Raw genomic sequence first — 23,268 nt, 5'->3', positions numbered from 1 at the left:
GCTGCTGGCTTCTCTTTTTTATTAAAAATCTGTAATTAACTTTTCTTTTAGCTCTCCTACAGATAAAGGTTTCGCATAATAAAATCCCTGTACATAATCACAGCTCATTGATTGTAACAAACTCTCTTGCTCTACTGTTTCTACTCCTTCAGCAACTACTGCTAAATTTAAACTATGAGCAATTTCAATAACGGATTTTACAATCGTTCGTTCTGGTTGTGCGTGATCATAATGAAATTCACGAATAAAATTACGATCAATTTTTACAATATCCAGTGGTAGTTGTTTTAAATAATATAAGGAAGAATAGCCAGTCCCGAAATCATCCAAAGCAATTAAAACACCCATATTTCTTAATTCTTGTAATGTAGCAATAATATAATCAAAATGACGGACTGCAATGCTTTCCGTTATTTCTAATATTAAACGGTTCGGAGGAAAGCCAGTTCTCTTTAAAATGCTACGTACTGATAAAATAAAACGTTTCTGCATTAATTGTTGTATAGATAAATTCACAGATAACTTTAGTCCTTCTTGATAATTCGGCAATGTTTTAAACAAGCGACATGATTTTTCTAATACCCAGTCTCCTAGTTTTATAATTAGTCCAGACTCTTCAGCTACAGGGATAAATTCGCTTGGTGAAATAGGTCCGTCTTCTGTCATACAACGTACTAGAGCTTCTATACCAGAATATCTCTTCGTTTTCAAATCAATAATAGGCTGCAATGCTACATCTAACTCTTCATCACGAATTGCCTTTTGCAAAGCAAACTCAACTTTCATTCTACGATTTATTTTCGCGCGTAGCTCATCTGTAAAGAAACACGCAGCGTTTCTCCCCTGTTCTTTTGCACTATACATAGCTAAGTCAGAGTTTTTCAATAACGTTTCCACATCTTGTCCGTCTTGTGGATAAGAACAAAGTCCTAGACTAGCTGAAATGTATACTTCATGGCCTTCCAGCATAAATGGTGCCTGAAAACATGACAACACAGATGTCGCTAACTGACTCATATCCTCTTGTCTATGATTTTTTGTTAACAGCACAAATTCGTCGCCACCTAGCCTAGCCAGAACATCTTTCTCTCCTAGTACATAATGCAACCTTGAAGCAACTTCACTTAAAAGTAAATCCCCTATCATATGACCTAATGTATCATTTACTAATTTAAAACGGTCCAAATCAAAGTAAATCATACCAAATTCTTTTTTATCTGCAATCAATTCGTTAACGGTCGTTATTAATTGTAAACGGTTAGGCAAACTCGTTAAAGCATCATGATAGGCAAGTTCCCTATAACGACTTTCACTTAGCCGCAATCTATGTTCCGCTTCTTTTCTACTACTAATATCATTTCGAATTGCGATAAACTGGTATGGCTCTCCTTTTTCATTTAAAAATGGAACAATTGTTGTTTTGACCCAATAATATGTACCATCTTTTGCTCGATTCCGAATCTCACCTGTCCATACTTTCCCATTCAAAATACGCTTCCATAAGTCTTGAAAAAAGGTTTTTGGATGATGTCCTGAATTTAAAATACGGTGATCTTTTCCAATTAATTCTTCTCTTTTGTATTTAGAGATTTCACAAAATTTATCATTTACATATGTAATAAGACCTTTTCGATCTGTAATTGCAACAATTGAAGACTCATCTAATGCTAACTTTAAATCTCGCAATGAAGAGTCATATAATGCATGACCTCTCTGTTCTAGCATGCGCATCTCTCCTTGCTTCTATCTGACTAAAACACAACCTGTTTCTCTTCATAGAAATAGAGATATTTCATTTTCTAATACTAGCCCATTACATAAATTATCTTTTTGAATAGACCGATTAAAATAACATAATATTATTTGTAATAAAAAGCAATATTATACCGTTCTAATTATAAATAGTAGCTTCTCATCTCCCTAATTATTTCGTACCTTATTATACTGCAATCCCTTTAAGTGGCTCTATGCAAGCCTTTTTCCCAACTAATACCACTCACATCTGATCTCTTTGTTTTTAATAACGAAATAGAAATTAGAACATACTACATAACTATTCACGAATAATAATATAAAACTCTACATCAATGTATATGTTTTTGAATTACAATAACAAAATATTAACATATTTTCACCTTAATTTTGGAAGTATTTTATAAATAAATACCGTATTAAACTAAAAAAGAGGATAGCCTCTTTTTTAGTTTAATACGAATATGGTATTTGCTGATAACCTGGGTATGGCATTGGATACGTTACAGGGTATGGCGACGGATAAGCTACTGGATATGGAGCCGGATAATACCCTCCACTTGTTGCACCTGTTAATGCACCAGCTGTCAGTCCGCCTAACACTCCTCCTGCAAAGCTTCCAGGGAAAAATCCGCCTCCCCATGAACTACCACCACCCCAGCCCCATCCGCCTCCGTGATGATGATGGTGATCATAGTGATTGTGTCCTCCATGGTGATGATGTCCACCATGATTGTGTCCTCCATGATGATTTCGATAATACAATCCATTATTTTCTATATAATTCATGTTTCTCCGCTCCTTTTCGATTTTTTCATTTTCATATGCGTTAAGAGTGGGATAAAAAATGGGATAGTACACTGTATGTAGGACAAATGCGGAAAGTATAGGTGAAATGTCTATATTTTGTAAAAAAAGCAAAACACCTTATAATAAAGATGTCATATTACATCTTCTATTTAAGAAGTCTATATTGAAAAAAGATTAGGGGAATTATATAGAAATGAAGAAGCCCATCGTTCAATTACTATTAATATTTACAATTGTATCTATCGTTCTGTTCCTATTAAATACATCGTATATCTCGTTATATACATTTGTCGGTGCTCTATGGTCCATCACAATCGTAGGAATTTCATTCGTTATTTTTATAGAAAATAGATCTCCACAAAGTACATTAGCATGGTTTTTAGTATTAGCACTTCTTCCTATTATAGGTGTGCTATTATACGCTATTTTCGGGCGCAGCCGCTGGAGAAGAAAAAAACATCTCCATCGTTCAGAAGAACAAAGAAAATTATTCCGTGAAATATTAGAAGGAAGAAGACTAGAGTTATTACTCACAGTCCCACTAAATGAACGTTCCATACATTTAACAGAAGTCATACAAAAATTTGGAGGCGGTCCTGCCGCAGATAAAACAACTACAAAACTTTTAACAAACGGAGATCAAACATTTTCAGAAATTTTGCGAGCTATAGAGCAAGCAAAACATCATATACATATTCAATACTACATTTATAAATCTGATGAAATTGGTACAAAAGTTCGAGATGCTTTAATACAAAAAGCAAAAGATGGTGTTATTGTACGCTTCCTTTATGATGGCCTTGGAAGTAATACGTTAAGACGACGATTTTTGCAACCTATGAAAGAAGCTGGTATTGAAATTGTAGAATTTGACCCTATTTTTTCAGCTTGGTTACTTGAAACTGTCAATTATCGTAACCATCGAAAAATTGTTATTGTAGATGGCGAAATTGGTTTTACCGGAGGACTCAATGTCGGTGATGAATATCTTGGCCGTTCCAAGAAATTTCCTGTTTGGCGTGATAGTCATTTAAAAATAGAAGGAAAAGCATTATATAAATTACAAGCAATCTTTCTAGAAGACTGGCTCTATGCCTCTAGTGGTTTAAATACTTATTCCTGGGATCAATTCATGAATAGACAATACTTCCCAGGTAAAGAGATTTCAAATGCAGAAGGTGCTGTTCAAATCGTAGCAAGCGGACCAAGCTCCGATGATAAAAGTATTCGTAATACATTATTAGCTGTTATGGGCTCTGCAAAAAAATCCATTTGGATCGCTACACCCTACTTTATTCCAGATCAAGAAACTTTAACATTATTACGCTTAAGTGCAATTGCCGGAATAGATGTACGGATTTTATATCCAGGTAAAAGTGATAGCATCATTAGTGATCAAGCATCTCAATCCTATTTCACTCCGCTTTTAAAAGCTGGTGCTTCTATTTACAGTTATAAAGATGGTTTTATGCATGCAAAAATTGTACTCGTTGATGATACAATTGCAACTATTGGAACAGCGAACATGGATGTACGTAGCTTTGAATTGAATTACGAAATTATTAGTGTACTTTATGAATCAAAAACAGTTCACGATATTAAACGTGATTTTGAAGAAGATTTTAAACATTCAACTGAAATTAAATGGAACTCTTTCCAAAAAAGAAGTATAAAAAAACGCATATTGGAGTCTTTCATGAGGCTCATTTCTCCTTTACTGTAGGCAATCAACTTCATCTTGATTGCTTTTTCTTTTCCCTTTATCCTCCTTCCTTTTCTTTGCATACCATATTAAAACAAGTTATCATAAGATGTATTACTTTATGAAAATAATGTTAGGTGGGAAATACATGTTAGAACAATTTCATATACATGCTGATTTAAAACAACAGCTTTCTACGATTCATGAAAAGAATAAGCAAGAAGCTGGTGAAAACGCACATTTAATCGGAACGAAAATATATAAAGCGTCTGATAATAGCATTATTGAAGATGCGATTACAGCACTTCTTCTTGGCAAGAACATTCTATTAAAAGGACCGACTGGTAGTGGTAAAACAGTACTAGCGGAAACTCTTTCTTCTTTATTCCAAAAACCAATGCATAGCATTAACTGCTCTGTCGACTTAGATGTAGAGGGTATTTTAGGATACAACACACTACAAACGAAAGATGGTGCATCTGAAGTTTCATTCGTTAACGGTCCTCTTATGAAAGCAATGAAGAACGGTCACTTCCTATATATTGACGAAATCAATATGGCAAAACCTGAAACGTTACCACTTCTTCACGGCGCATTAGATTACCGTAAAATGATCACAAACCCATTTACACAAGAGGTTGTATACGGTGATGACGAATACCGTGTAATTGCTGCGATTAACGAAGGTTACGTTGGAACAAGTGAACTAAACGAAGCGTTAAAAAACCGTTTCGTTATTATTGAAGTTCCTTACATTCAAGGTGATACATTAAAAGAATTATTATTAGCAGAATCAAAATTAAAAGATGTTGCAACAATTGAAAAGTTCGTTGCCTTTGCAAGCGACCTTATGCCTTTAGCTCGCGATGGACGTGTAAGTGAAGAAGCGGCAAGTATTCGTGGCATTATCGACGCATGTGATTTAGGTGTATATATTCCTGTTATGCGAGCGATTGAACGAAGCATAATTGCAAAACTTAATGATGAAACAGAACAAATGACTGTCCGTGAATTAGCAGAAAGTTATTTCTTTGAGGGATAATTTATGAGACAAATTTTTAGTGACAAAAAAATTGATGCGTCGCTGTTTCTACAAATGGAAAACTTAATGTATGCCCTTCTAAAAGAAGACGATGCCTATCTTGAATATGGCTATAAAGCATACTACGACGAAATTGAAAAGAAAGTTGTCATTAGTCACTTTTGGGATGATCGAAAAGAAGAAGATACAGTAATCGGATTAAAAAGCGAAGTGTTCTTAAAAGCACTTGGTAATAAACATTACTCGGACATGACTTTAATTCGTTCTTATGCGATTGAATTGCAAGAATCGCCCCTAAAAAAGTTTTTAACACAATTATTTGTTCTATTAGAAGATTTACGCGTTGAGGAAATTGTAAAGAACTTACGTCCTGGCACGAAGCATGTTTTTAAAAGAAGAAAAGAAATGTATCGCAATTACTTTAGCTCACAAAATGAAATCAATCGCGTTCGTAACTATCACGGTGATCGTCTATTTTGCCTATGCTATCTTTCATTAACGAGCGATAAATATGAAATGTTTAATAATGAATATTTCGAACAAATTGAAGCTATTTTGCATGAAACATTCCAAGCTCGTAATACGGAAGATATTATGTATATCGTTGAGAAAATTCGCTACCGCTTAGAGGAGCTTCTTGAAAGTGATATGCTTAACAACTATTTCGGACATGCACCGCTTTATTTATCTGTTCTTGCAGACGAAAAGAACTGTCGCGTCGAAGATTTAGCAAATAATGATACGCAGCTTATAGATGACGATGAAAATAAAAACAAAATGGATGAAAGTTTCTCCACATGGCATCGTGAAAATAAAAATAACGAAAACGAGAACTTTTTACGCTTTGAATTAGAAAGCGGAACAAAAACAAACATGATGGGCGATACTGCTCGTGAATCAGAAGATGGCGACCAAGCACTTGGTTCTGTACAAGGTACTTCTCAAAAAAGTACACAATCCAACTTTGATGGCGCTGATACAGAAGAAGCAAGGGCTTCACACGCTTCTAGCCAGCACGACGGTGCATACGGTAAGTATAATGTAGGTGCTTCTCATACATTTAAAGAAGCTCGCAAACCAAACTCAGATGAGAAAAAAGATTACCAAGCTATCAAATCAGTCGTTAATAAAGATGTAAAAGAATTAAAGAAAATTATCGAAAAAACGATTGAAAATAAAACGAATGCAAATAGTGATAAATATTACGGAAGACTTCGTAAGAAATTCCTTCGTATTTATACCGAAAAACAACCGCGTATGTTTTATAAAAAAGAACAAGAGTCACAAGAACTCGATGTTGCATTCCAACTGTTAGTTGACTGTTCTGGTTCTATGTATAACAAAATGGAAGAAACGAAGAAGAGTGTTGTACTATTCCATGAAGCTTTAAAATCTTTAAAAATCCCGCACGCTATTAGCGGATTTTGGGAAGATGCCTCTAGCGCTAAACCTGAAGATAAACCAAACGTTATCCATGAAGTTATAAATTATAAAAACTCAACGTTACCAAACGTTGGTCCAGAAATTATGCAACTTCGTGAAGAAGAAGATAACCGCGACGGATATATTATTCGTATCGTTTCCGAAAAACTTGCCAAAAGACCTGAGAAACATAAATTCTTACTAGTCTTCACAGACGGTGAGCCTTCTGCGCTAGACTATCAACAAGACGGAATTTTAGATACGCATGAAGCTGTTAAACTCGCGCGTAAAAGTGGTATGGAAGTAATCGGTATCTTCATCGAAGAAGGCGAAGCGAAAGAAGCAACTTATCAATTGATGAAAAACATTTATAACCATCACTTCTTAGTTGCAAATCATGCTGAAGATTTACGATTGAAGATTAAACCATTGCTGAAAAAACTATTACTGAAGACGATTGAATAGAAAATAGGAGCCTTGTGGCTCCTATTTTTTCGTTCAATTACTTTGTTTCTGGTTGAAACTTGTACGGAATGGCTACTTCTAATAAAGATTCAAATCCTGTGTCATAGTATGGGAAACGCTCATTCGCAATTTTTCGATCCACCCACTCTATTGCAGAAATTTCACCTTCATCTTCCGCAATAAGTTCACCTTTTACTACATTCGCTCGGAATGTAAAAAATAGTGCATGATTCCCTGATTCTTCAAAGAATTTTTCATTGATCGCAACAAGTCCACCTAACGTAGCAGTTAAACCTGTCTCTTCTTTCACTTCTCTTATTAGTGCTTCCTCTAATATTTCACCTTTTTCCACAGCCCCGCCTGGCAATGACCAAACGTTTTGTTCTACATTATGTACCATTAATATTTTATCTGTTTCTTCGTCATGTATTAGTGCATATACAACGTCAACTCTTTGCACAAGACTTCTCTCCCTCCCAAAATGAGGAAGAGCCGATTCCTAAGAATCGACCCTTCCTATTAATTCATCACTAACTCAGCTGTGAGCTTTTTTTTTAACTTAGCCAGCATGTCAGTTGTCATTTTGTCTAAATCGTATTCTGCTTTAAAGCCCCACTCTTTCATTGCTGCTGTTGCGTCAATAGAGTTTGGCCAGCTATCAGCGATTGTTTGACGAGCTGGATCTACTGCATAATCCATTGTAAACGTCGGAATGTGTTTACGAATTGACGCTGCAATTTGCTCTGGCTCGAAGCTCATTGCTGTAATATTAAATGCATTTCTATGCACTAGCTTACTTGGATCAGCTTCCATTAATGAAATGATCGCTTGTAAAGCATCAGGCATATACATCATGTCCATGTACGTTCCTTCAGCAATGTATGAGGTGTATGCACCTTTTTTAATCGCCTCATAATAAATTTCAACTGCATAATCAGTCGTTCCGCCTCCTGGAGGAGCTACGTAAGAAATTAAACCTGGGAAACGGACACCGCGCGTATCTACGCCAAATTTTTGATGATAATAATCACACAGTAATTCTCCTGCTACTTTGTTTACCCCATACATCGTAGTAGGACGCTGAATTGTATCTTGCGGTGTATTATCTTTCGGCGTCGATGGACCGAATGCACCGATAGAACTTGGCGTGAAGAACTTACAGTTTAATTCACGAGCTGCTTCTAGAGCATTTACAAGTCCACCCATATTTAAATTCCATGCAAATAATGGATTTTTTTCTGCTGTTGCTGAAAGTAAAGCTGCTAAATGAATAATTGTATCTACTTCATTACGCTTTGCGATATCATGTAGTTTTTGTCCATCTGTTACATCTAACGTTTCAAATGGACCAGACGTTACTACTTCACTATCTGTTTCACGAATATCTGTTGCAATAACATTTGATGCGCCGTATACATCACGAAGTTTCATTACTAGTTCAGAACCAATTTGCCCTAAAGAACCGGTTACTAGAATTTTTTTCATTTTCCCCACTCCTCATTTGCAAGCTATTCAAAAGATGTCGTTACTTAAATGATGCCCATTTCTTTTCCTACTTTTTCATACTTAAGAATTGCTTCATCTAACATTTCTTTCGTATGAGCTGCTGTAGGCATATTACGAACGCGCCCTGTTCCTTTTGCTACAGTTGGGAACACGATAGATTTTGCGTATACACCTTCTTCATTTAGACGTTTACTAAATTCTTGTGTTAATACTTCGTCCCCAATAATACAAGGTGTAATTGGCGTTTCACTTTCCCCAATGTTAAAGCCAAGTTCTTTTAATCCTTGTTTCAAGTAGCGGCCATTTTCCCATAAGCGATCGTGTAACTCTGTGCTTTCCATTAAGATTTCAATTGATCTCATGCAAGCTGCTGCATCAGCTGGTGTTAATGCTGTAGAGAATAAGAATGGACGTGAACGAACTTTTAACCAGTCAATTAAGTTTTGTTTCCCTGCTACATATCCACCAATTACCCCAATTGCTTTTGATAATGTACCAATTTGGAAATCAACTTTATCAGAAAGACCGAAGTGCTTTACAGTTCCTGCACCTTTTCCAAGTACACCTGAACCGTGTGCATCATCTACGTATGTCATTAAATCTAACTCTTCTGCAATCTCAACAATTTCTGGTAGTTTTGCAACATCTCCATCCATCGAAAAGACACCGTCTGTAATTACCATTAATTTATTGTAAAGACCTGATTCTTTCGCCGCGATTGCTTTTTGGCGTAAATCTTCCATATCAGAATGTTTATAAACAATAATTTTTGCTTTTGATAGACGACTACCGTCAATAATAGATGCATGATTTAATTCGTCTGAAAGAATCGCATCATTTTTATCCATAACAGCTGAAATCGCTGCCATATTACAGTTAAATCCTGATTGATAAGCAATTGCTGCTTCTGTATGTTTAAACTTTGCAATTGTTTCTTCTAACTTAATATGCAAATCTAAAGTACCGTTAATTGTACGAACAGCCCCTGCTCCAACACCGTACTTATGAATAGCACCAATTGCTGCTTCTTGCAAACGGCTATCTGTTGCTAATCCCAGATAGTTGTTTGAAGATAAGTTAATATATTCTTTTCCGCCAATTGTAATGATCGGTCCATTTGAACTCTCAAGCGGATCAATTACGTTATAAAGCCCCTTTGATTTTAAATCCTCTAAATTTTCTTCTAAAAATTTCGCAAGTGTTTTACTAGACATCGTGAAGCCTCCCATCGTTCATGTAAGCGGATTATTGTCTTAATAGTTCTAATAATCCCTCTACTAGCTTAACACGTTTTCAGAATTTATTATAGAAAAATAGTTTAAAGTAACCGCTTACAATTCTAGATTATATATGATTCATTACAATAAATCTATCATTTACTTTTCATATTTGATAGAATTAAAAAAATATTTCGGGAGGTTTCAAACATGGCATTTACAGAATCTGATGTATACAATAACACAGCATTTTTCGAACAATATATGAAACGAAGATACCGAGAAAATAGCCCAAATGAATCCATTGAAAAACCAGTATTCTTTCAGCTCATTGGTCATGTACAAGGAAAACAAATTCTCGATTTAGGCTGTGGTGATGCTAAGTTTGGCGCGGAATTATTAGAGAAGGGATGCTACTCTTACACCGGCATTGAAGGCTCCGAACTTATGTATGAAAAAGCTAAAAAACAACTAGAAAATAAAAATGGATCTGTTCATTTTTTAAACCTCAAAGATTATACCTACCCCTCTTCCACTTTTGATTTAGTAACATCTAGACTCGCCTTACATTATATTGAACATCTTGATACTATTTTTCAAAATGTATTTCAAACTTTAAAAACAAATGGCACCTTTACCTTTAGCGTTCAACATCCCGTTATTACTTCTTCATTTGAAAGCTTACAAACAAGTGGTAAAAGAACGAGTTGGCTCGTCGATGATTACTTTAAACTAGGCAAACGGGTTGAACCATGGATTGACCAAGAAGTTATTAAATATCATCGTACAACGGAAGAGTATTTCACATTATTACAGCAAGCCGGATTTACCATTACATCATTAAAAGAAGCTACACCAAATCCAACCTATTTTCAAGATGAAGAAGAGTATAAACGTCGCTTACGTATTCCTCTCTTCCTCTTATTTTCTTGTACCAAATAAAAAAACGATGAATCACTCATCGTTTTTTTATCTCATTGCCTGAGCAACTTCTTTAACTACACGTCTTCCTCTTCCGTGAGGGATACAAAGCGGTGTTCCAAACAACGGATCCGTACTAATTTGACACTCCATTCGGAATACATCACGTACTAGTTTCTCATCTACCACTTCTTCAGGTTTACCTTGTGCATATATTTGTTTATCTTGAATTGCTACAATGTTATCTGCATAGCGGCATGCTAAATTCAGATCATGTAATACCATAACAATTGTTCTTTGTTCTGTTTCATTTAATTCGAATAATAAATCTAGCACTTCAATTTGGTGAGTCATATCTAAGTATGTAGTTGGCTCATCCAGTAAAATGATATCTGTATCTTGTGCAAGTGTCATTGCGATCCAAGCACGTTGACGCTGCCCACCTGAAAGAGCATGCACATCACGCTCAGCAAATTCTGTCATACCTGTTGCTGTAAGTGCCTTCTGTACCATTTCCTCATCTTTTTCTGACCACTGTTTCAGCCATGTTTGATATGGATAGCGTCCTTGTTTTACAAGTTGCAATACTGTAAGCCCTTCTGGTGCTTGCGGTCCTTGCGGTAAAATTGCCATTTGACGAGCAATTTGCTTCGTTTGCATACTTTGAATAGCTTGATTATCTAACAAAATGTCACCAGTTGTTGGCTTTAATAATCTAGCTAGTGAACGTAATAAAGTTGATTTCCCGCAACCGTTGGAACCGATAAAGATTGTAATTTCACCTTTTGGAATTTCTAAATTCAACTCATCAATAATAATTGTTTCACCATAAGACAACGTCAAGCGTTTCGTCTCCAATGCTTTTTGCATATTCATCTCCCTTTATGAATTCCGACTTTTATAAAGTAAATAAATAAAATAAGGTGCACCAATTGCTGATGTAAATACCCCTGCTGGAATTTCAAGTGGTGTGAAAATTGTACGCCCTATTAAATCTGCAGCAAGTACTAGAATTGCACCGACAATAGCTGCAACTGGGAGCAATGCACCGTATAAAGAACCAACTAGCCTTCGTGAAATATGAGGTGCCATTAAACCGACAAATCCAATCCCTCCGGCGAAGGCAACTGCTCCCCCAATTAAAGCCGTACTAAGTAATAACATGAATACGCGTGACTTCGTTAAAGGAACACCAAGTCCTACCGCAATATCATCCCCTAGCTCTTGCGCATTTAAATGTCTAGCAGCTATAAATGATATTACCGTTAAAATGAGAACCCACGGTGCAAGTACCATAACATTTTGCCAAGAAGAGCCATAAACGGTACCCGTAATCCATACATTCGCTTGGCTCGCTTGATAAATTGGTGCTAACAACATAAATAATGTTGTTGCCGCCTTCGTTAATGCCCAAAATCCAACACCAATTAAAACGAGAATAATTGGTGATAATCCATCATTTTTCCATGCAAATAAGTATACAAAAACCGCTACAATCGTTGCTCCTGCAAAAGCTGCTAACGGCATATAATGAATGCTTACAGTTAGCGCATTATTTTTATCACTAAATAGCGCTAAAAATAATACAACTGCAACACTTGCCCCGCCCGTAATCCCGATGATATCAGGAGAAGCAAGTGGATTTCGAACGAGCCCTTGTAAAATACAGCCCGCTACTGCAAGCGCAATTCCTACGAGGATAGCAATTAAAATACGTGGCATACGAAACTTATTTACAACCATATTTGACATCACATCGCCATTTCCAGTAATTGCTTGCCATACGTCATAAGGAGCAATTTTCATGTCCCCCATACCTGCGCTCGCAAAGAATAATCCTATTAAAACAACTAGTAAACTTAACAAGACGAGACAAGCTCGTTTATACATTAAAAACGAGAGCTCGCCTTTTCCTATACGAAACGGAATATATTTCTTCATTTGCTAAGCCCTCTCTTACGTGCAATATAAATAAAGAATGGAGCTCCAATAAATGCTGTCATAACTCCTACTGGTACTTCTTGTGGCATAATGACATATCTTGCTGCTATATCAGCCAATATTAGTAGTATTGCACCTAACAATCCGCTATAAGGCACTCTCCATCTGTGGTCAACTCCAACAAGAAATCTCGCAAAATGCGGAGTAATAATTCCAATAAATCCAATTGGGCCAGCAACCGCAACTGAACCACCAGACAACAGTACAATAATAAGTAACACGAACGATTTCATTAAAATTGTTCGTTGTCCAAGTCCTTTCGCGACATCTTCTCCCATCATCAATGTATTTACTTTCCCTGCCATCATAAGAGATGCAATCCATCCTATTAATAAATACGGGAATACAGATTGTAAAATTTCTAACTTTCTCCCTTGCACAGATCCAGCAAGCCAAAATAATACCTCTTCAAGTGCTTTTTCATTTAACACAAGTAATCCTTGTGTTAATGATGAAAATAACGCACTAATTGCGACCCCTGCTAACGTTAACTTAAGAGGAGTAGTCCCTTCTTTCCCTAAAGAACTAGAAGCAAATACAAGTACAGCTGCAACCGCCGCTCCTAAAAAGGCAATCCATGTGAAAGCTAATAATGATGTTACTGAAAAGATTACAATTGCTACAACTATAAAGAACGCAGCACCTGAATTTAATCCAATAAAATCTGGAGAAGCAAGTGGATTCTTCGTTAAAGTTTGCATAAGACAACCAGCAATGGCTAAACTAGCACCAACACTAGCTGCAATTAACGCCCTAGGCAGACGTACATTCTGAATAATAATATGTTCATTGGAACCGTTAAAATGGAAAAAAGCATCCACTGCTAGTTTCCAACTCGTATTTGTATATCCGAAAATAATACTTCCCCAAATACAAATAACGACTGCAATGATTCCAACAAATAATCCAATCCATTTTGCTCGATTTGTTTTTAATAACATGCAGCGTTTCCCCTTCAATGTATAATGATACGTTGTTAGTGTATTTCAACTTAATTCTCATTGTCAACGAAAATGAGAATTATTTTCACCCATATGTATTGACAATTAAAAGATAAAGGCTTAATATCATGCTTGCTATTGAAAAATATTCTCAACATATAGGGGGTACATAATGAATTTCATGCGGAAGAAATCGTTTACAGTATTTGTATTTTTACTAGCATTTTCAATGCTTTTAAGCGCTTGTGGAAAATCAAATAACAAAGAAGAATCTACAAAAGAAGATAATAAAAAAGAAGTGGTTACTGTAGAACATGCAATGGGTAAAACAGAAGTTCCTGCTAATCCAAAACGTGTAGTTATCTTAACAAATGAAGGAACTGAAGCTTTACTTGAATTAGGTGTGAAACCAGTTGGTGCTGTAAAGTCTTGGACTGGTGACCCATGGTATCCACATATTAAGGATAAAATGAAAGATGTAAAAGTTGTTGGTGATGAAGGACAAGTTAACGTTGAAACAATCGCTTCTTTAAAACCAGACTTAATTATCGGTAACAAAATGCGTCACGAAAAAGTGTACGAACAATTAAAAGCAATTGCACCTACTGTGTTCTCAGAAACATTACGTGGTGAATGGAAAGATAACTTCAAATTTTATGCAAAAGCATTAAATAAAGAAAAAGAAGGTCAAAAAGTTGTAGCTGATTACGAATCACGTATGAAAGATTTAAAAGGCAAACTTGGCGATAAAGTAAATCAAGAAATCTCTATGGTTCGTTTCATGCCTGGTGATGTTCGTATTTATCATGGCGATACATTCTCTGGTGTTATTTTAAAAGAACTTGGATTTAAACGTCCTGGAGATCAAAACAAAGATGATTTTGCAGAGCGTAACGTATCTAAAGAGCGTATTTCTGCTATGGATGGTGACGTATTATTCTACTTCACATTCGATAAAGGAAATGAGAAAAAAGGATCTGAACTAGAAAAAGAATATATAAACGATCCTCTATTTAAAAATTTAAATGCCGTAAAGAATGGTAAAGCATACAAAGTCGACGATGTTATTTGGAATACAGCTGGCGGTGTAATTGCTGCTAACCTATTACTAGATGACATCGAAAAACGCTTTGTTAAATAATATTTCCTTAACCAGCTCCCTTCTGTGGAGCTGGTTATTTTTCAATTCACTTAAATGTCACATTATTTCGTTTTGTATTTTTATTCCCAATATGTTATATTGAGAAAGTAAATAGAATATATTTTCTTTATATCAGAATAAATGTTTTAATCTAAATTTTCTGATTAATCACTATTTTATTTTCTTTTAGAATTCAATTATTACATTTGAAAACGCTTATCATCTCGTTTTCAGGGCAAAATACAGTAACGGTCGAAGAAAAATAGAACTTTTTTAGAAATTTTCTTTCTATTTCCATATAATTCTATTGACTTCTAAATATTTTGTAAATTAAAATGATTACATAAATATCCGTTATACAGGATTAGGGGGAAACAAAAATGGATGCAGCTTTAAAATTAGACAAAGCTGGAGAGCAACAATCACCAAAAAAACATCCACCAGGGTTATACTTGTTGTTCTTTACAGAAGCATGGGAAAGATTTAGTTATTACGGAATGCGTGGCTTATTAGTTCTTTATTTAACAACGAGCTTAGTAAGCGGCGGTTTAGGATTTGATAAAGCAGTTGCAGTTCAAATTTACGGTATTTTCACAATGTTAGTATACTTCACACCGATTATCGGTGGTTGGTTAACTGACCATTTCATTACGAAGCGACATGCCATTACTATTGGTGGTATCATCATGGCACTTGGTAACTTTGTACTATTTTCAATGAACACAAAAACCGGACTATTTTTAGGATTAGGATTATTAGTTATTGGTAATGGATTCTTCAAACCAAATATTTCGACTTTATTAGGTCAATTATATAGCGAAAACGATTCTCGTCGTGATAGTGCCTTCACTATCTTCTACATGGGAATTAACTTAGGGGCTTTTGTTGCTCCATTCATTTGCGGTTATTTCGCAGATTATAAATATGGATTCTTAACAGCTTGTATCGGTATGATCATTGGTCAGATTGCCTTTAACTTATTAGCACCTCGTTACTTAGGATCTATCGGAACAACTGTTGTAGGGAAAAAATCTAAAGAAAAAAATGCAAAAGTAATTGAGAAAAAACCTTTAACAACACAAGAGAAAAAACGCACTGCTGCAATTTTAATTTTAACTTGTTTCGTAGTATTCTTCTGGGCAGGATTTGAGCAAGCTGGTAGTTCTTTAACACTTTACACAGATAAGTTCGTAGATCGTACAATCGGTGGATTTACAATTCCAACACCTTGGTTCCAATCTGTAAACCCACTATTCATTATCTTATTAGCATTACCAGTTTCTGCATTATGGATTAAACTTTCGAAAACAAAAAATGGTGATTTAAAAATCCCAACAAAAATGGCATTAGGTATGATTTTACTAGGAATTGGATATCTAGTTCTAACTTTAGCTGTATTAAAAACTGGTAGCGATGAAAGTAATATTACAATAAAGGCAAACTTACTATTCATTGTATTCACTTACATGTTCCATACAATCGGTGAGTTATTCTTATCACCTATCGGATTATCTATGGTAAGTGCAATCGCTCCTGTTAAATTAGCATCATTATTAATGGGTGTATGGTTAGCTGGTACTGGCTGCGCAAACTTATTAGCAGGACAATTAGCTGCTTTCACTCAATCTTTAGGATATTTAGAAGTATTCGCAAGTATCGGTATTATCGTAATTGTACTGGGATTAGTACTTCTTATGTTCTCTAAGAAAATTGCACATATGATGGAATAACAAAAAGACGCTTCTCAATTGAGAAGCGTCTTTTTTATTATTTCTCCTCTAAAGCTGTCACGTCCACATGAACGCTCTCACCAGGATTAGATACATCATACACTTGAGCACTCCCCTTCTGCTCATCACAGCTCTCAATCCATACTGGTACGCCCTCATATGTAACGTCAATTCTACTTGAAGAAGATAAAATTTGTTTCACACGTTTCACATCCATACTACTGTCCCTCCTTTTGCTTACTACACTCCTTTCTATTTTTTCTTTTCCTTTTAGAATATATTCCGTAAGGCAGCATGTTGATTGATAGTCATTTCTTCCTCACATGTTAATATTTACTCTCTCGCTACCTTTCTGACAAATAAAAAAAGACGTATATTCCATACGTCTTTTTCCATAATATTCAAATTTTAAGAAAATAATGTTTTTACTACCGCACTTACTTTATCATTATGGATTTGATAATACACTTCTAATCCTCGTCTTTCAAAGCGCACTACTTTATTTTGCTTTAACTTCGTTAAATGTTGTGAAACCGTTGATTGCGGAATTTCTAATACTTCCTGTAGTTGTGTTACATTACATGTTCCTCTTTGCATAAGTTCCATTACTAGACGTAGACGAAGTGGGTGAGCTAACGCTCTTAACATTTGTACATCTTCTTCTGAAATACGACATTCGAATTGATTTTGGCTCATAAAGTTCCCCTCATTTTCGTTTTTATTTGCGTTTTTATGTTCTTTTTATTTATTTATATATCTGTTCTTATATTTCCTGTTACGACATAACTTTATCAACCTATAAAGCCGAAAAATTTTTCCATCTTTATCAGCAAAAATTCAGGAAAAAATCCTTGCTGATTTTGAATATTATACTATATGATATAACGAAAAAGCAAAATAATGGCCTACGAATACTTTGCTTGCAAACGTTGTTTTATCAAGCTTTTTGTTATATTTTCACCTCATTGAAACGCACAGTAACGGTATTGTAAAATACCGTCTATAATTGATAACCTATCGTAATGTAGTTGAACTATAATTAACCTCTTTGTTACGCTAAAAGGAATTTTCAGTAAAAAGAGATGATGTGATATTAAAAATTTGTTTCTAATTTTTTATTCGTATTGCAAGCGGTTGGACTGTTGTGCAAAACTTCCTATTTAAATCCACTCACCAATCCTCCCTCACACTAGATCAAATAGGACAGATGAGTTCATATATCAAACTTTATACTCGATATAAAAGATGACATCTAATATACACTTATAGGAAACATGCCAGCTGAATAAGCAAAATAATATGCAAATAGTTTATACAGCACACTTAAATTCATTTGAGTGTGTTTTTTGTCTACTTTATGAACAAAGCTTTTCTTTTAACACTATTATGGAATAATTATACTTTTTTACGTTGACAATAGTGTTGAAGGAGAATATACTAAGCATGTAAGTTGATTGTGAATAGTTTCACAAATAATGTGAATTTCTTCACATATAATAGATAGGAGTTGTCATTATTATGAGTACTTGGACACAAATTTATGACCCATTAAACAATATTTGGTTATCTGCACTAATCGCAGCACTTCCAATCTTTTGTTTCATCATTTGTTTAATGGGATTCAAAATGAAAAGTTACATGGCTGGTCTTTATAGTGTGATTGTCGCTATTATCCTTGCAATATTTGTTTATAAAATGCCAGCAACAGTAGCTGTAGCATCTGCTGGATTCGGTGTTTTATCTGGATTTTATCCAATTTGTACTATCGTTATCGCCGCAATTTTCCTTTACAAATTAACTGTTAAAACAGAGCAATTCAATATTATTCGCGATAGTATTTCAAGCATTACAAATGATCAACGTTTACAAGTATTATTAATCGCTTATTCTTTCGGTGCTTTCTTAGAAGGTGCAGCTGGTCTAGGGGTTCCAGTTGCTATTACAGCCGCACTACTTGTAGGTATGGGCTTTAATCCATTAAAAGCAGCAGGTATTTGTTTAGTAGCTAATATTGCTGGTGGTGCTATGGGTGCTATGGGTATTCCAGTTACAGTGCCAGCACAATTAACTCAACTTGACGCATTAACTATTGGTCGTCAAACTGTTCTTATTTTACCTTTCATTAGTATTATTTTACCTTTCTTACTTGTTTCAATGGTCGATGGAATTAAAGGTATTAAAGAAACTTGGCAAGGTATTCTTGTAAGTGGTGTTTCTTTCGCTATTACTCAATTCGCTGTGACTTACTTCTTAGGTGCAGAACTTACTAATATTTTCGCAGCAGTTGTAAGTATGATTGCTCTTGCATTATTCTTACGTGTTTGGCAACCAAAATCTTCTGCTAAAGAAGAAAAACAAGAAACTAAAGCATCACATACATTCAATCAAATTTTATACGCTTGGTCTCCATTCGTATTCTTAACTGCATTTGTAACAATCTTTAACTTAAAACCGATTAAAGCTTTATTTGCTCCAGATGGTGCGTTAGCAAACTTAGTATTTAACATTCAGTTCCCTGGTCTTCATAATGCTGTTATGAAAACTACACCAATTACAAAAGCTGATACACCTTTCGCAGCTGTTTTCAAATTTGATGTATTCTCTTCTACAACTACTGCGATTGTACTAGCAATTATCGTTTCACTTATCGTTTACCGCGTAAAAGGTAAAATGGTTAAAGAATTAATGATTGAAACAATGAAAGAATTAAAAGCTCCAGTATATACAATTTGTAGCGTTATCGCTTTAGCTTACGTAGAAAACTACTCTGGTATGTCATCTACACTTGGACTTGCATTTTCTTCTACTGGTAATGCATTCCCAGTTCTTTCTCCAATCTTAGGATGGATTGGCGTATTCATTACAGGTTCAGTAGTTTCAAGTGGTTCTTTATTCGCACCACTTCAAGCAGTAACAGCAGACCAGTTAAACATCGTTCCTTCTACACTCGTTGCCTTAAACGTAGTAGGTGGTACAATGGCAAAAATGGTTTCACCACAATCTGTAGCAGTTGCTTGTGCCGCAGTTGGACTAGTTGGTAAAGAATCTGCTCTATTTAAAACAGCAATGAAATACAGTTTAATCTTCTTAGCTGTTATTAGCTTACTTCAATTAAACGCTGTATTTAATATCTTTTAAAAATAAAACACCGATCCAAGTGGATCGGTGTTTTTCACATTACATTTTTTTATTTTTTAATAAAGAAGCTCCAGCAATTTCAGGGTGAGTCATTTCGAATGGATCTAAAATAATATCCAATTCCTCTTCTGTCAGTACACCATGTTCTAAACATAACTCCCTAACAGATTTCCCTGTTTCAATTGCTTCACGTGCAATACGAGATGCTACTTCATAACCAATATGAGGATTAACTGCTGTAATAATTCCAACACTTTTCTCAACATATTGCTTCAGCAATTCTTCATTTGCCGTAATTCCTTCAATACAATATTCACGGAATACACGGAATCCATTATTCATAATACTAATAGATTGAATTAAATTAAATACAAGCACAGGCTCCATTACGTTTAACTCTAATTGTCCTGCTTCTGATGCTAAGCAAATTGTATGATCGTTTCCGATTACTTGGAATGCGACTTGGTTAATCACTTCTGCCATAACTGGATTTACTTTTCCTGGCATAATCGATGAACCTGGCTGACGTGCTGGCAATTGAATTTCAGCTAACCCAACACGTGGACCAGACGCCATAATACGAAGATCGTTTGCAATTTTAGACATGTTCATCATACATACTTTAAGTGCTGCAGATACTTCTGTGTATGCATCTGTATTTTGCGTTGCATCAACTAAATGCTCTGCACCAACAAGTGGGAATCCACTAAACGTTCTTAAATGTTTTACCACTTGTTCAATATACGTAGGATTTGCATTTAATCCTGTACCAACAGCTGTCGCGCCCATATTCACTTCATATAAATGTTGACGAGACTGTTTAATTCTTTTTATATCACGCGCAAGCACTCGGCTATACGCTTCAAATTCTTGTCCAAGGCGAATTGGAACTGCATCTTGTAAATGTGTGCGTCCCATTTTAATAACGTGATCAAACTCTTTTGCTTTTTTACGAAAAGCAGAATGAAGTTCTTCCATTGTAATAAGAAGCTTTTCTAACATCATAAGAGTTGCAATATGAATCCCTGTTGGAAACGCATCGTTCGTTGATTGGGCCATGTTCACATGAGTGTTTGGGCTAATTTTCGCATACGCCCCTTTTTCATATCCCATACGTTCTAACGCTCTATTCGCAATTACTTCATTTGTATTCATATTAATAGAAGTTCCGGCTCCACCTTGAATAGGGTCCACGATAAATTGATCATGAAACTTTCCATCAACAATTTCTTGCGCTGCTTCTGCAATTTCATGTCCAATGTCTTTAGCTAAGTAACCAGTATCTATATTCGCAAGCGCCGCCGCTTTTTTCACAATTGCCATTGCTGTAATGAGTGATGGATGAATGCGATATCCTGTAATTGGGAAGTTTTCTACGGCACGTAATGTTTGTACACCATAATAAGCTACACTTGGTACTTCTTTTTCACCTAAAAAATCTTTTTCTATACGTATATCCTTCGTTGCTATCATTTTTATCACCTATACTTTTTCATTCTAAATCCTTATCCAAAAAATCCGCCCTCTAAAAACACGAGTATCATTCAGAAGAATTTTTCAGTATCCACCTTCACTATATAGCACCTTTTTTGAAAGCGCAAACATTTATTTTTCTGTATATCCTTTTTATTAAAGTTTATAGAAAATCATTCTTCTACTTTCCTTATTTCCACTCGTTTAATTTGATGCATATCCTTTTCAAGGACTTTAAAATAAAAACCGTGTTTCTCAATAATATCTCCTTCAGCAACGATTTGTTTTTGTACCATAATCCAGCCACCAATTGTATCTACATCATCAGCAATTAAATGTATGCCAAGCAAATCATTTACTTCACTAATAAGCACTTTTCCCTCTACGATTTTATAACCTTCACTTACATGCTCTATAGGAGGATTCTCATCTTCATCGTATTCATCTCGAATTTCTCCAACAATTTCTTCTAAAATATCTTCTAGTGTAACAATCCCAGCTGTACCACCATATTCATCATACAATACAGCTAATGGAATGTGTTTTCTTTGCATTTGTAATAGTAAATCATGAATTGGAATATTTTCTAGCACTTCAATAACTGGTCTTGTATATGGCATAATCGAGCACTCCTCATCCCGATTACCATCCATATAACGAATAAATAAATCTTTTACATTAACCATCCCAATAATTTCATCTTTATCTTCACCAAATACAGGATATCTCGTATACTTTTCTTGCGCGATTATTTTAATATGTGTTTCAAATGGTTCGTCCTCATATAAGCCTACAACTTCCGTACGAGGTACCATAATTTCTTTTGCTACTCTATTATCAAATTCAAAAATATTATTTACATATTTAAATTCCCTTTGGTTAATCTCTCCGCTCTCATAGCTCTCAGATAAAATTAACCTTAATTCTTCTTCTGAATGAGCTACTTCATGTTCAGAAGCTGGATGTAATCCGAATAAACCAGTTACAACCCTCGCTGAACCATTCAAAGCCCAAATAAACGGATACATAACTCGGTAAAAATAAATAAGTGGTTTCGATAACAATAAGCTAACTTGTTCTGCTTTTTGTATAGCAAATGTCTTTGGAGCAAGTTCCCCAATGACAACATGTAAAAATGTAATTACTGCAAAGGCAATAATAAATGAAACTGTACTGGAAATTGCAGGTGAGAATTTTAATTTTAAAAACAACGGCTCGAGTAAATGTTTAATGGTTGGTTCCCCTAACCACCCAAGCCCTAAAGCAGTAATTGTAATACCTAGCTGACAGGCCGATAAATATTCATCTAAATTTGAAGTTACCTTTTTAGCTGCCAGTGCACCTCGTCTTTTTTCGCTAACGAGTTGATCAATACGACTGCTACGTACCTTAATAATTGCAAATTCAACAGCCACAAAAAATGCTGTTAACCCAATAAGAATGACTACCATCAATAATTTTAAAATATCCACATATGCTCTTTAGCTTTCTTAGCTAAAGTTACACCTCCTTTTAAAAAGAAGTTTCACTTTAGTTTCTTCAATTATTGGACAGCAACTCTATATAAAATCCACCAATTTTCAAACCTCATACAATTCTAAAGGTAAAGCATCAGGGTCTTGGAAAAAGACGAATTTCTTCCCCGTTATTTCATCAATACGGATCGGTTCCGTCTCAACACCACATTGGTTTAAATGCTTCACAGCTTCTTCTATATTTGTAACAGCAAATGCTAAATGTCTAAGACCGGCTGCTTCTGGAAAACTTTTGCGCTCAGGCGGATTTGGAAATGAAAATAATTCGATTTGATACTCTTCTCCTACACATAAATCTAATTTATAAGAATCTCGTTCCTTTCTATATACTTCATTTATCTCTTTAAACCCTAATATCCTAGTATAAAAATCCTTTGACATCTCATAATTCGAACAAATAATTGCAACGTGATGCACTCTACATATATTCATGCTCTCTCTATTCCTTTCTTTACCAAAGATGCATATTCTC

The 23,268-nt window shown here is 35.1% G+C and carries 20 protein-coding genes; 7 read left to right on the top strand and 13 right to left on the bottom strand.

The window, feature by feature from the left end:
• Positions 1–21: 21 nt before the first annotated feature.
• Both ACTFO4_RS22150 and ACTFO4_RS22145 read right to left on the bottom strand, forming a co-directional pair.
• Positions 22–1,725, bottom strand: coding sequence for a putative bifunctional diguanylate cyclase/phosphodiesterase (locus ACTFO4_RS22150; RefSeq protein WP_017673735.1), 1,704 nt, complete (start codon positions 1,723–1,725; stop codon positions 22–24).
• Between the two features lie 480 nt (positions 1,726–2,205).
• On the bottom strand, positions 2,206–2,541 hold the full coding sequence (locus ACTFO4_RS22145; RefSeq protein WP_017673736.1) for a hypothetical protein: 336 nt from the start codon (positions 2,539–2,541) through the stop codon (positions 2,206–2,208).
• Between the two features lie 214 nt (positions 2,542–2,755).
• Here ACTFO4_RS22145 and ACTFO4_RS22140 point away from each other — a divergent pair, with 214 nt between their 5' ends.
• From ACTFO4_RS22140 to ACTFO4_RS22130, 3 genes are all read left to right on the top strand, one after another.
• Positions 2,756–4,285 carry a cardiolipin synthase gene (locus tag ACTFO4_RS22140; RefSeq protein WP_000743030.1) on the top strand — a complete coding sequence of 510 codons (1,530 nt, stop codon included), beginning with the start codon at positions 2,756–2,758 and terminating at the stop codon, positions 4,283–4,285.
• Between the two features lie 127 nt (positions 4,286–4,412).
• Complete coding sequence (locus tag ACTFO4_RS22135) at positions 4,413–5,306, top strand: ATP-binding protein (RefSeq protein WP_000892971.1); 894 nt, start codon at positions 4,413–4,415, stop codon at positions 5,304–5,306.
• Positions 5,307–5,309: 3 nt separating this feature from the next.
• Complete coding sequence (locus tag ACTFO4_RS22130) at positions 5,310–7,193, top strand: vWA domain-containing protein (protein WP_440014373.1); 1,884 nt, start codon at positions 5,310–5,312, stop codon at positions 7,191–7,193.
• A 37-nt stretch (positions 7,194–7,230) separates the two neighbouring features.
• Here the strand turns inward: ACTFO4_RS22130 and ACTFO4_RS22125 are convergent, their stop codons facing one another.
• The 3 genes from ACTFO4_RS22125 to ACTFO4_RS22115 are packed head-to-tail and all read right to left on the bottom strand — an operon-like array spanning position 7,231 to position 9,913.
• Complete coding sequence (locus tag ACTFO4_RS22125; RefSeq protein WP_063535630.1) at positions 7,231–7,653, bottom strand: NUDIX hydrolase; 423 nt, start codon at positions 7,651–7,653, stop codon at positions 7,231–7,233.
• Positions 7,654–7,712: 59 nt separating this feature from the next.
• Positions 7,713–8,678, bottom strand: coding sequence for an L-threonine 3-dehydrogenase (locus tag ACTFO4_RS22120; protein WP_000723125.1), 966 nt, complete (start codon positions 8,676–8,678; stop codon positions 7,713–7,715).
• Positions 8,679–8,722: 44 nt separating this feature from the next.
• Positions 8,723–9,913, bottom strand: coding sequence for a glycine C-acetyltransferase (locus ACTFO4_RS22115; RefSeq protein WP_000095905.1), 1,191 nt, complete (start codon positions 9,911–9,913; stop codon positions 8,723–8,725).
• Positions 9,914–10,126: 213 nt separating this feature from the next.
• Between ACTFO4_RS22115 and ACTFO4_RS22110 the strand changes: the two genes are divergently transcribed.
• Positions 10,127–10,858 (top strand): class I SAM-dependent DNA methyltransferase, encoded by a 732-nt coding sequence (locus ACTFO4_RS22110; RefSeq protein ID WP_000885972.1) that lies wholly within the window; start codon positions 10,127–10,129, stop codon positions 10,856–10,858.
• Positions 10,859–10,885: 27 nt separating this feature from the next.
• Here ACTFO4_RS22110 and ACTFO4_RS22105 read toward each other — a convergent pair whose 3' ends face one another.
• From ACTFO4_RS22105 to ACTFO4_RS22095, 3 genes are read right to left on the bottom strand one after another with little or no spacing between them, the layout of a single operon-like run.
• Entirely contained in the window at positions 10,886–11,707 is an 822-nt protein-coding gene (locus tag ACTFO4_RS22105) for an ABC transporter ATP-binding protein (protein ID WP_440014372.1), read from the bottom strand.
• Positions 11,708–11,719: 12 nt separating this feature from the next.
• On the bottom strand, positions 11,720–12,778 hold the full coding sequence (locus ACTFO4_RS22100) for a FecCD family ABC transporter permease (protein WP_438882472.1): 1,059 nt from the start codon (positions 12,776–12,778) through the stop codon (positions 11,720–11,722).
• On the bottom strand, positions 12,775–13,779 hold the full coding sequence (locus ACTFO4_RS22095; RefSeq protein WP_326235005.1) for an iron ABC transporter permease: 1,005 nt from the start codon (positions 13,777–13,779) through the stop codon (positions 12,775–12,777). The genes ACTFO4_RS22100 and ACTFO4_RS22095 overlap by 4 nt, the downstream gene beginning before the upstream one ends.
• Positions 13,780–13,951: 172 nt before the next feature.
• Here ACTFO4_RS22095 and ACTFO4_RS22090 point away from each other — a divergent pair, with 172 nt between their 5' ends.
• Positions 13,952–14,920 (top strand): ABC transporter substrate-binding protein, encoded by a 969-nt coding sequence (locus ACTFO4_RS22090; protein WP_001010276.1) that lies wholly within the window; start codon positions 13,952–13,954, stop codon positions 14,918–14,920.
• Between the two features lie 380 nt (positions 14,921–15,300).
• Positions 15,301–16,650, top strand: coding sequence for a peptide MFS transporter (locus ACTFO4_RS22085; RefSeq protein ID WP_000338317.1), 1,350 nt, complete (start codon positions 15,301–15,303; stop codon positions 16,648–16,650).
• Positions 16,651–16,687: 37 nt separating this feature from the next.
• Here ACTFO4_RS22085 and ACTFO4_RS22080 read toward each other — a convergent pair whose 3' ends face one another.
• Both ACTFO4_RS22080 and ACTFO4_RS22075 read right to left on the bottom strand, forming a co-directional pair.
• On the bottom strand, positions 16,688–16,867 hold the full coding sequence (locus tag ACTFO4_RS22080; protein WP_000382679.1) for an acid-soluble spore protein H: 180 nt from the start codon (positions 16,865–16,867) through the stop codon (positions 16,688–16,690).
• A 191-nt stretch (positions 16,868–17,058) separates the two neighbouring features.
• Positions 17,059–17,346, bottom strand: a complete 288-nt coding sequence (locus ACTFO4_RS22075; protein WP_000081428.1) for an ArsR/SmtB family transcription factor — start codon at positions 17,344–17,346, stop codon at positions 17,059–17,061.
• A gap of 822 nt (positions 17,347–18,168) precedes the next feature.
• Between ACTFO4_RS22075 and ACTFO4_RS22070 the strand changes: the two genes are divergently transcribed.
• Positions 18,169–19,788, top strand: a complete 1,620-nt coding sequence (locus ACTFO4_RS22070) for an L-lactate permease (RefSeq protein ID WP_078421549.1) — start codon at positions 18,169–18,171, stop codon at positions 19,786–19,788.
• A gap of 39 nt (positions 19,789–19,827) precedes the next feature.
• Here ACTFO4_RS22070 and aspA read toward each other — a convergent pair whose 3' ends face one another.
• The 3 genes from aspA to gloA2 all read right to left on the bottom strand — a co-directional run bounded on the left by aspA (position 19,828) and on the right by gloA2 (position 23,228).
• Positions 19,828–21,261 (bottom strand): aspartate ammonia-lyase, encoded by a 1,434-nt coding sequence (gene aspA, locus ACTFO4_RS22065; protein ID WP_000562158.1) that lies wholly within the window; start codon positions 21,259–21,261, stop codon positions 19,828–19,830.
• A 173-nt stretch (positions 21,262–21,434) separates the two neighbouring features.
• The gene (locus ACTFO4_RS22060) at positions 21,435–22,733 is read right to left on the bottom strand and encodes a hemolysin family protein (RefSeq protein WP_000353311.1); all 1,299 of its coding nucleotides are present in this window, start codon (positions 22,731–22,733) and stop codon (positions 21,435–21,437) included.
• Positions 22,734–22,841: 108 nt separating this feature from the next.
• On the bottom strand, positions 22,842–23,228 hold the full coding sequence (gene gloA2, locus ACTFO4_RS22055; RefSeq protein WP_001017671.1) for an SMU1112c/YaeR family gloxylase I-like metalloprotein: 387 nt from the start codon (positions 23,226–23,228) through the stop codon (positions 22,842–22,844).
• Positions 23,229–23,268 lie beyond the last annotated feature (40 nt).

Source organism: Bacillus cereus group sp. MYBKT14-1 (assembly GCF_051915185.1).
Classification (GTDB): Bacteria; Bacillota; Bacilli; order Bacillales; family Bacillaceae_G; genus Bacillus_A; species Bacillus_A cereus.
The sequence above is the reverse complement of the archived record's forward strand: the minus strand, read 5'-3'. Positions and strand labels throughout refer to the sequence as shown.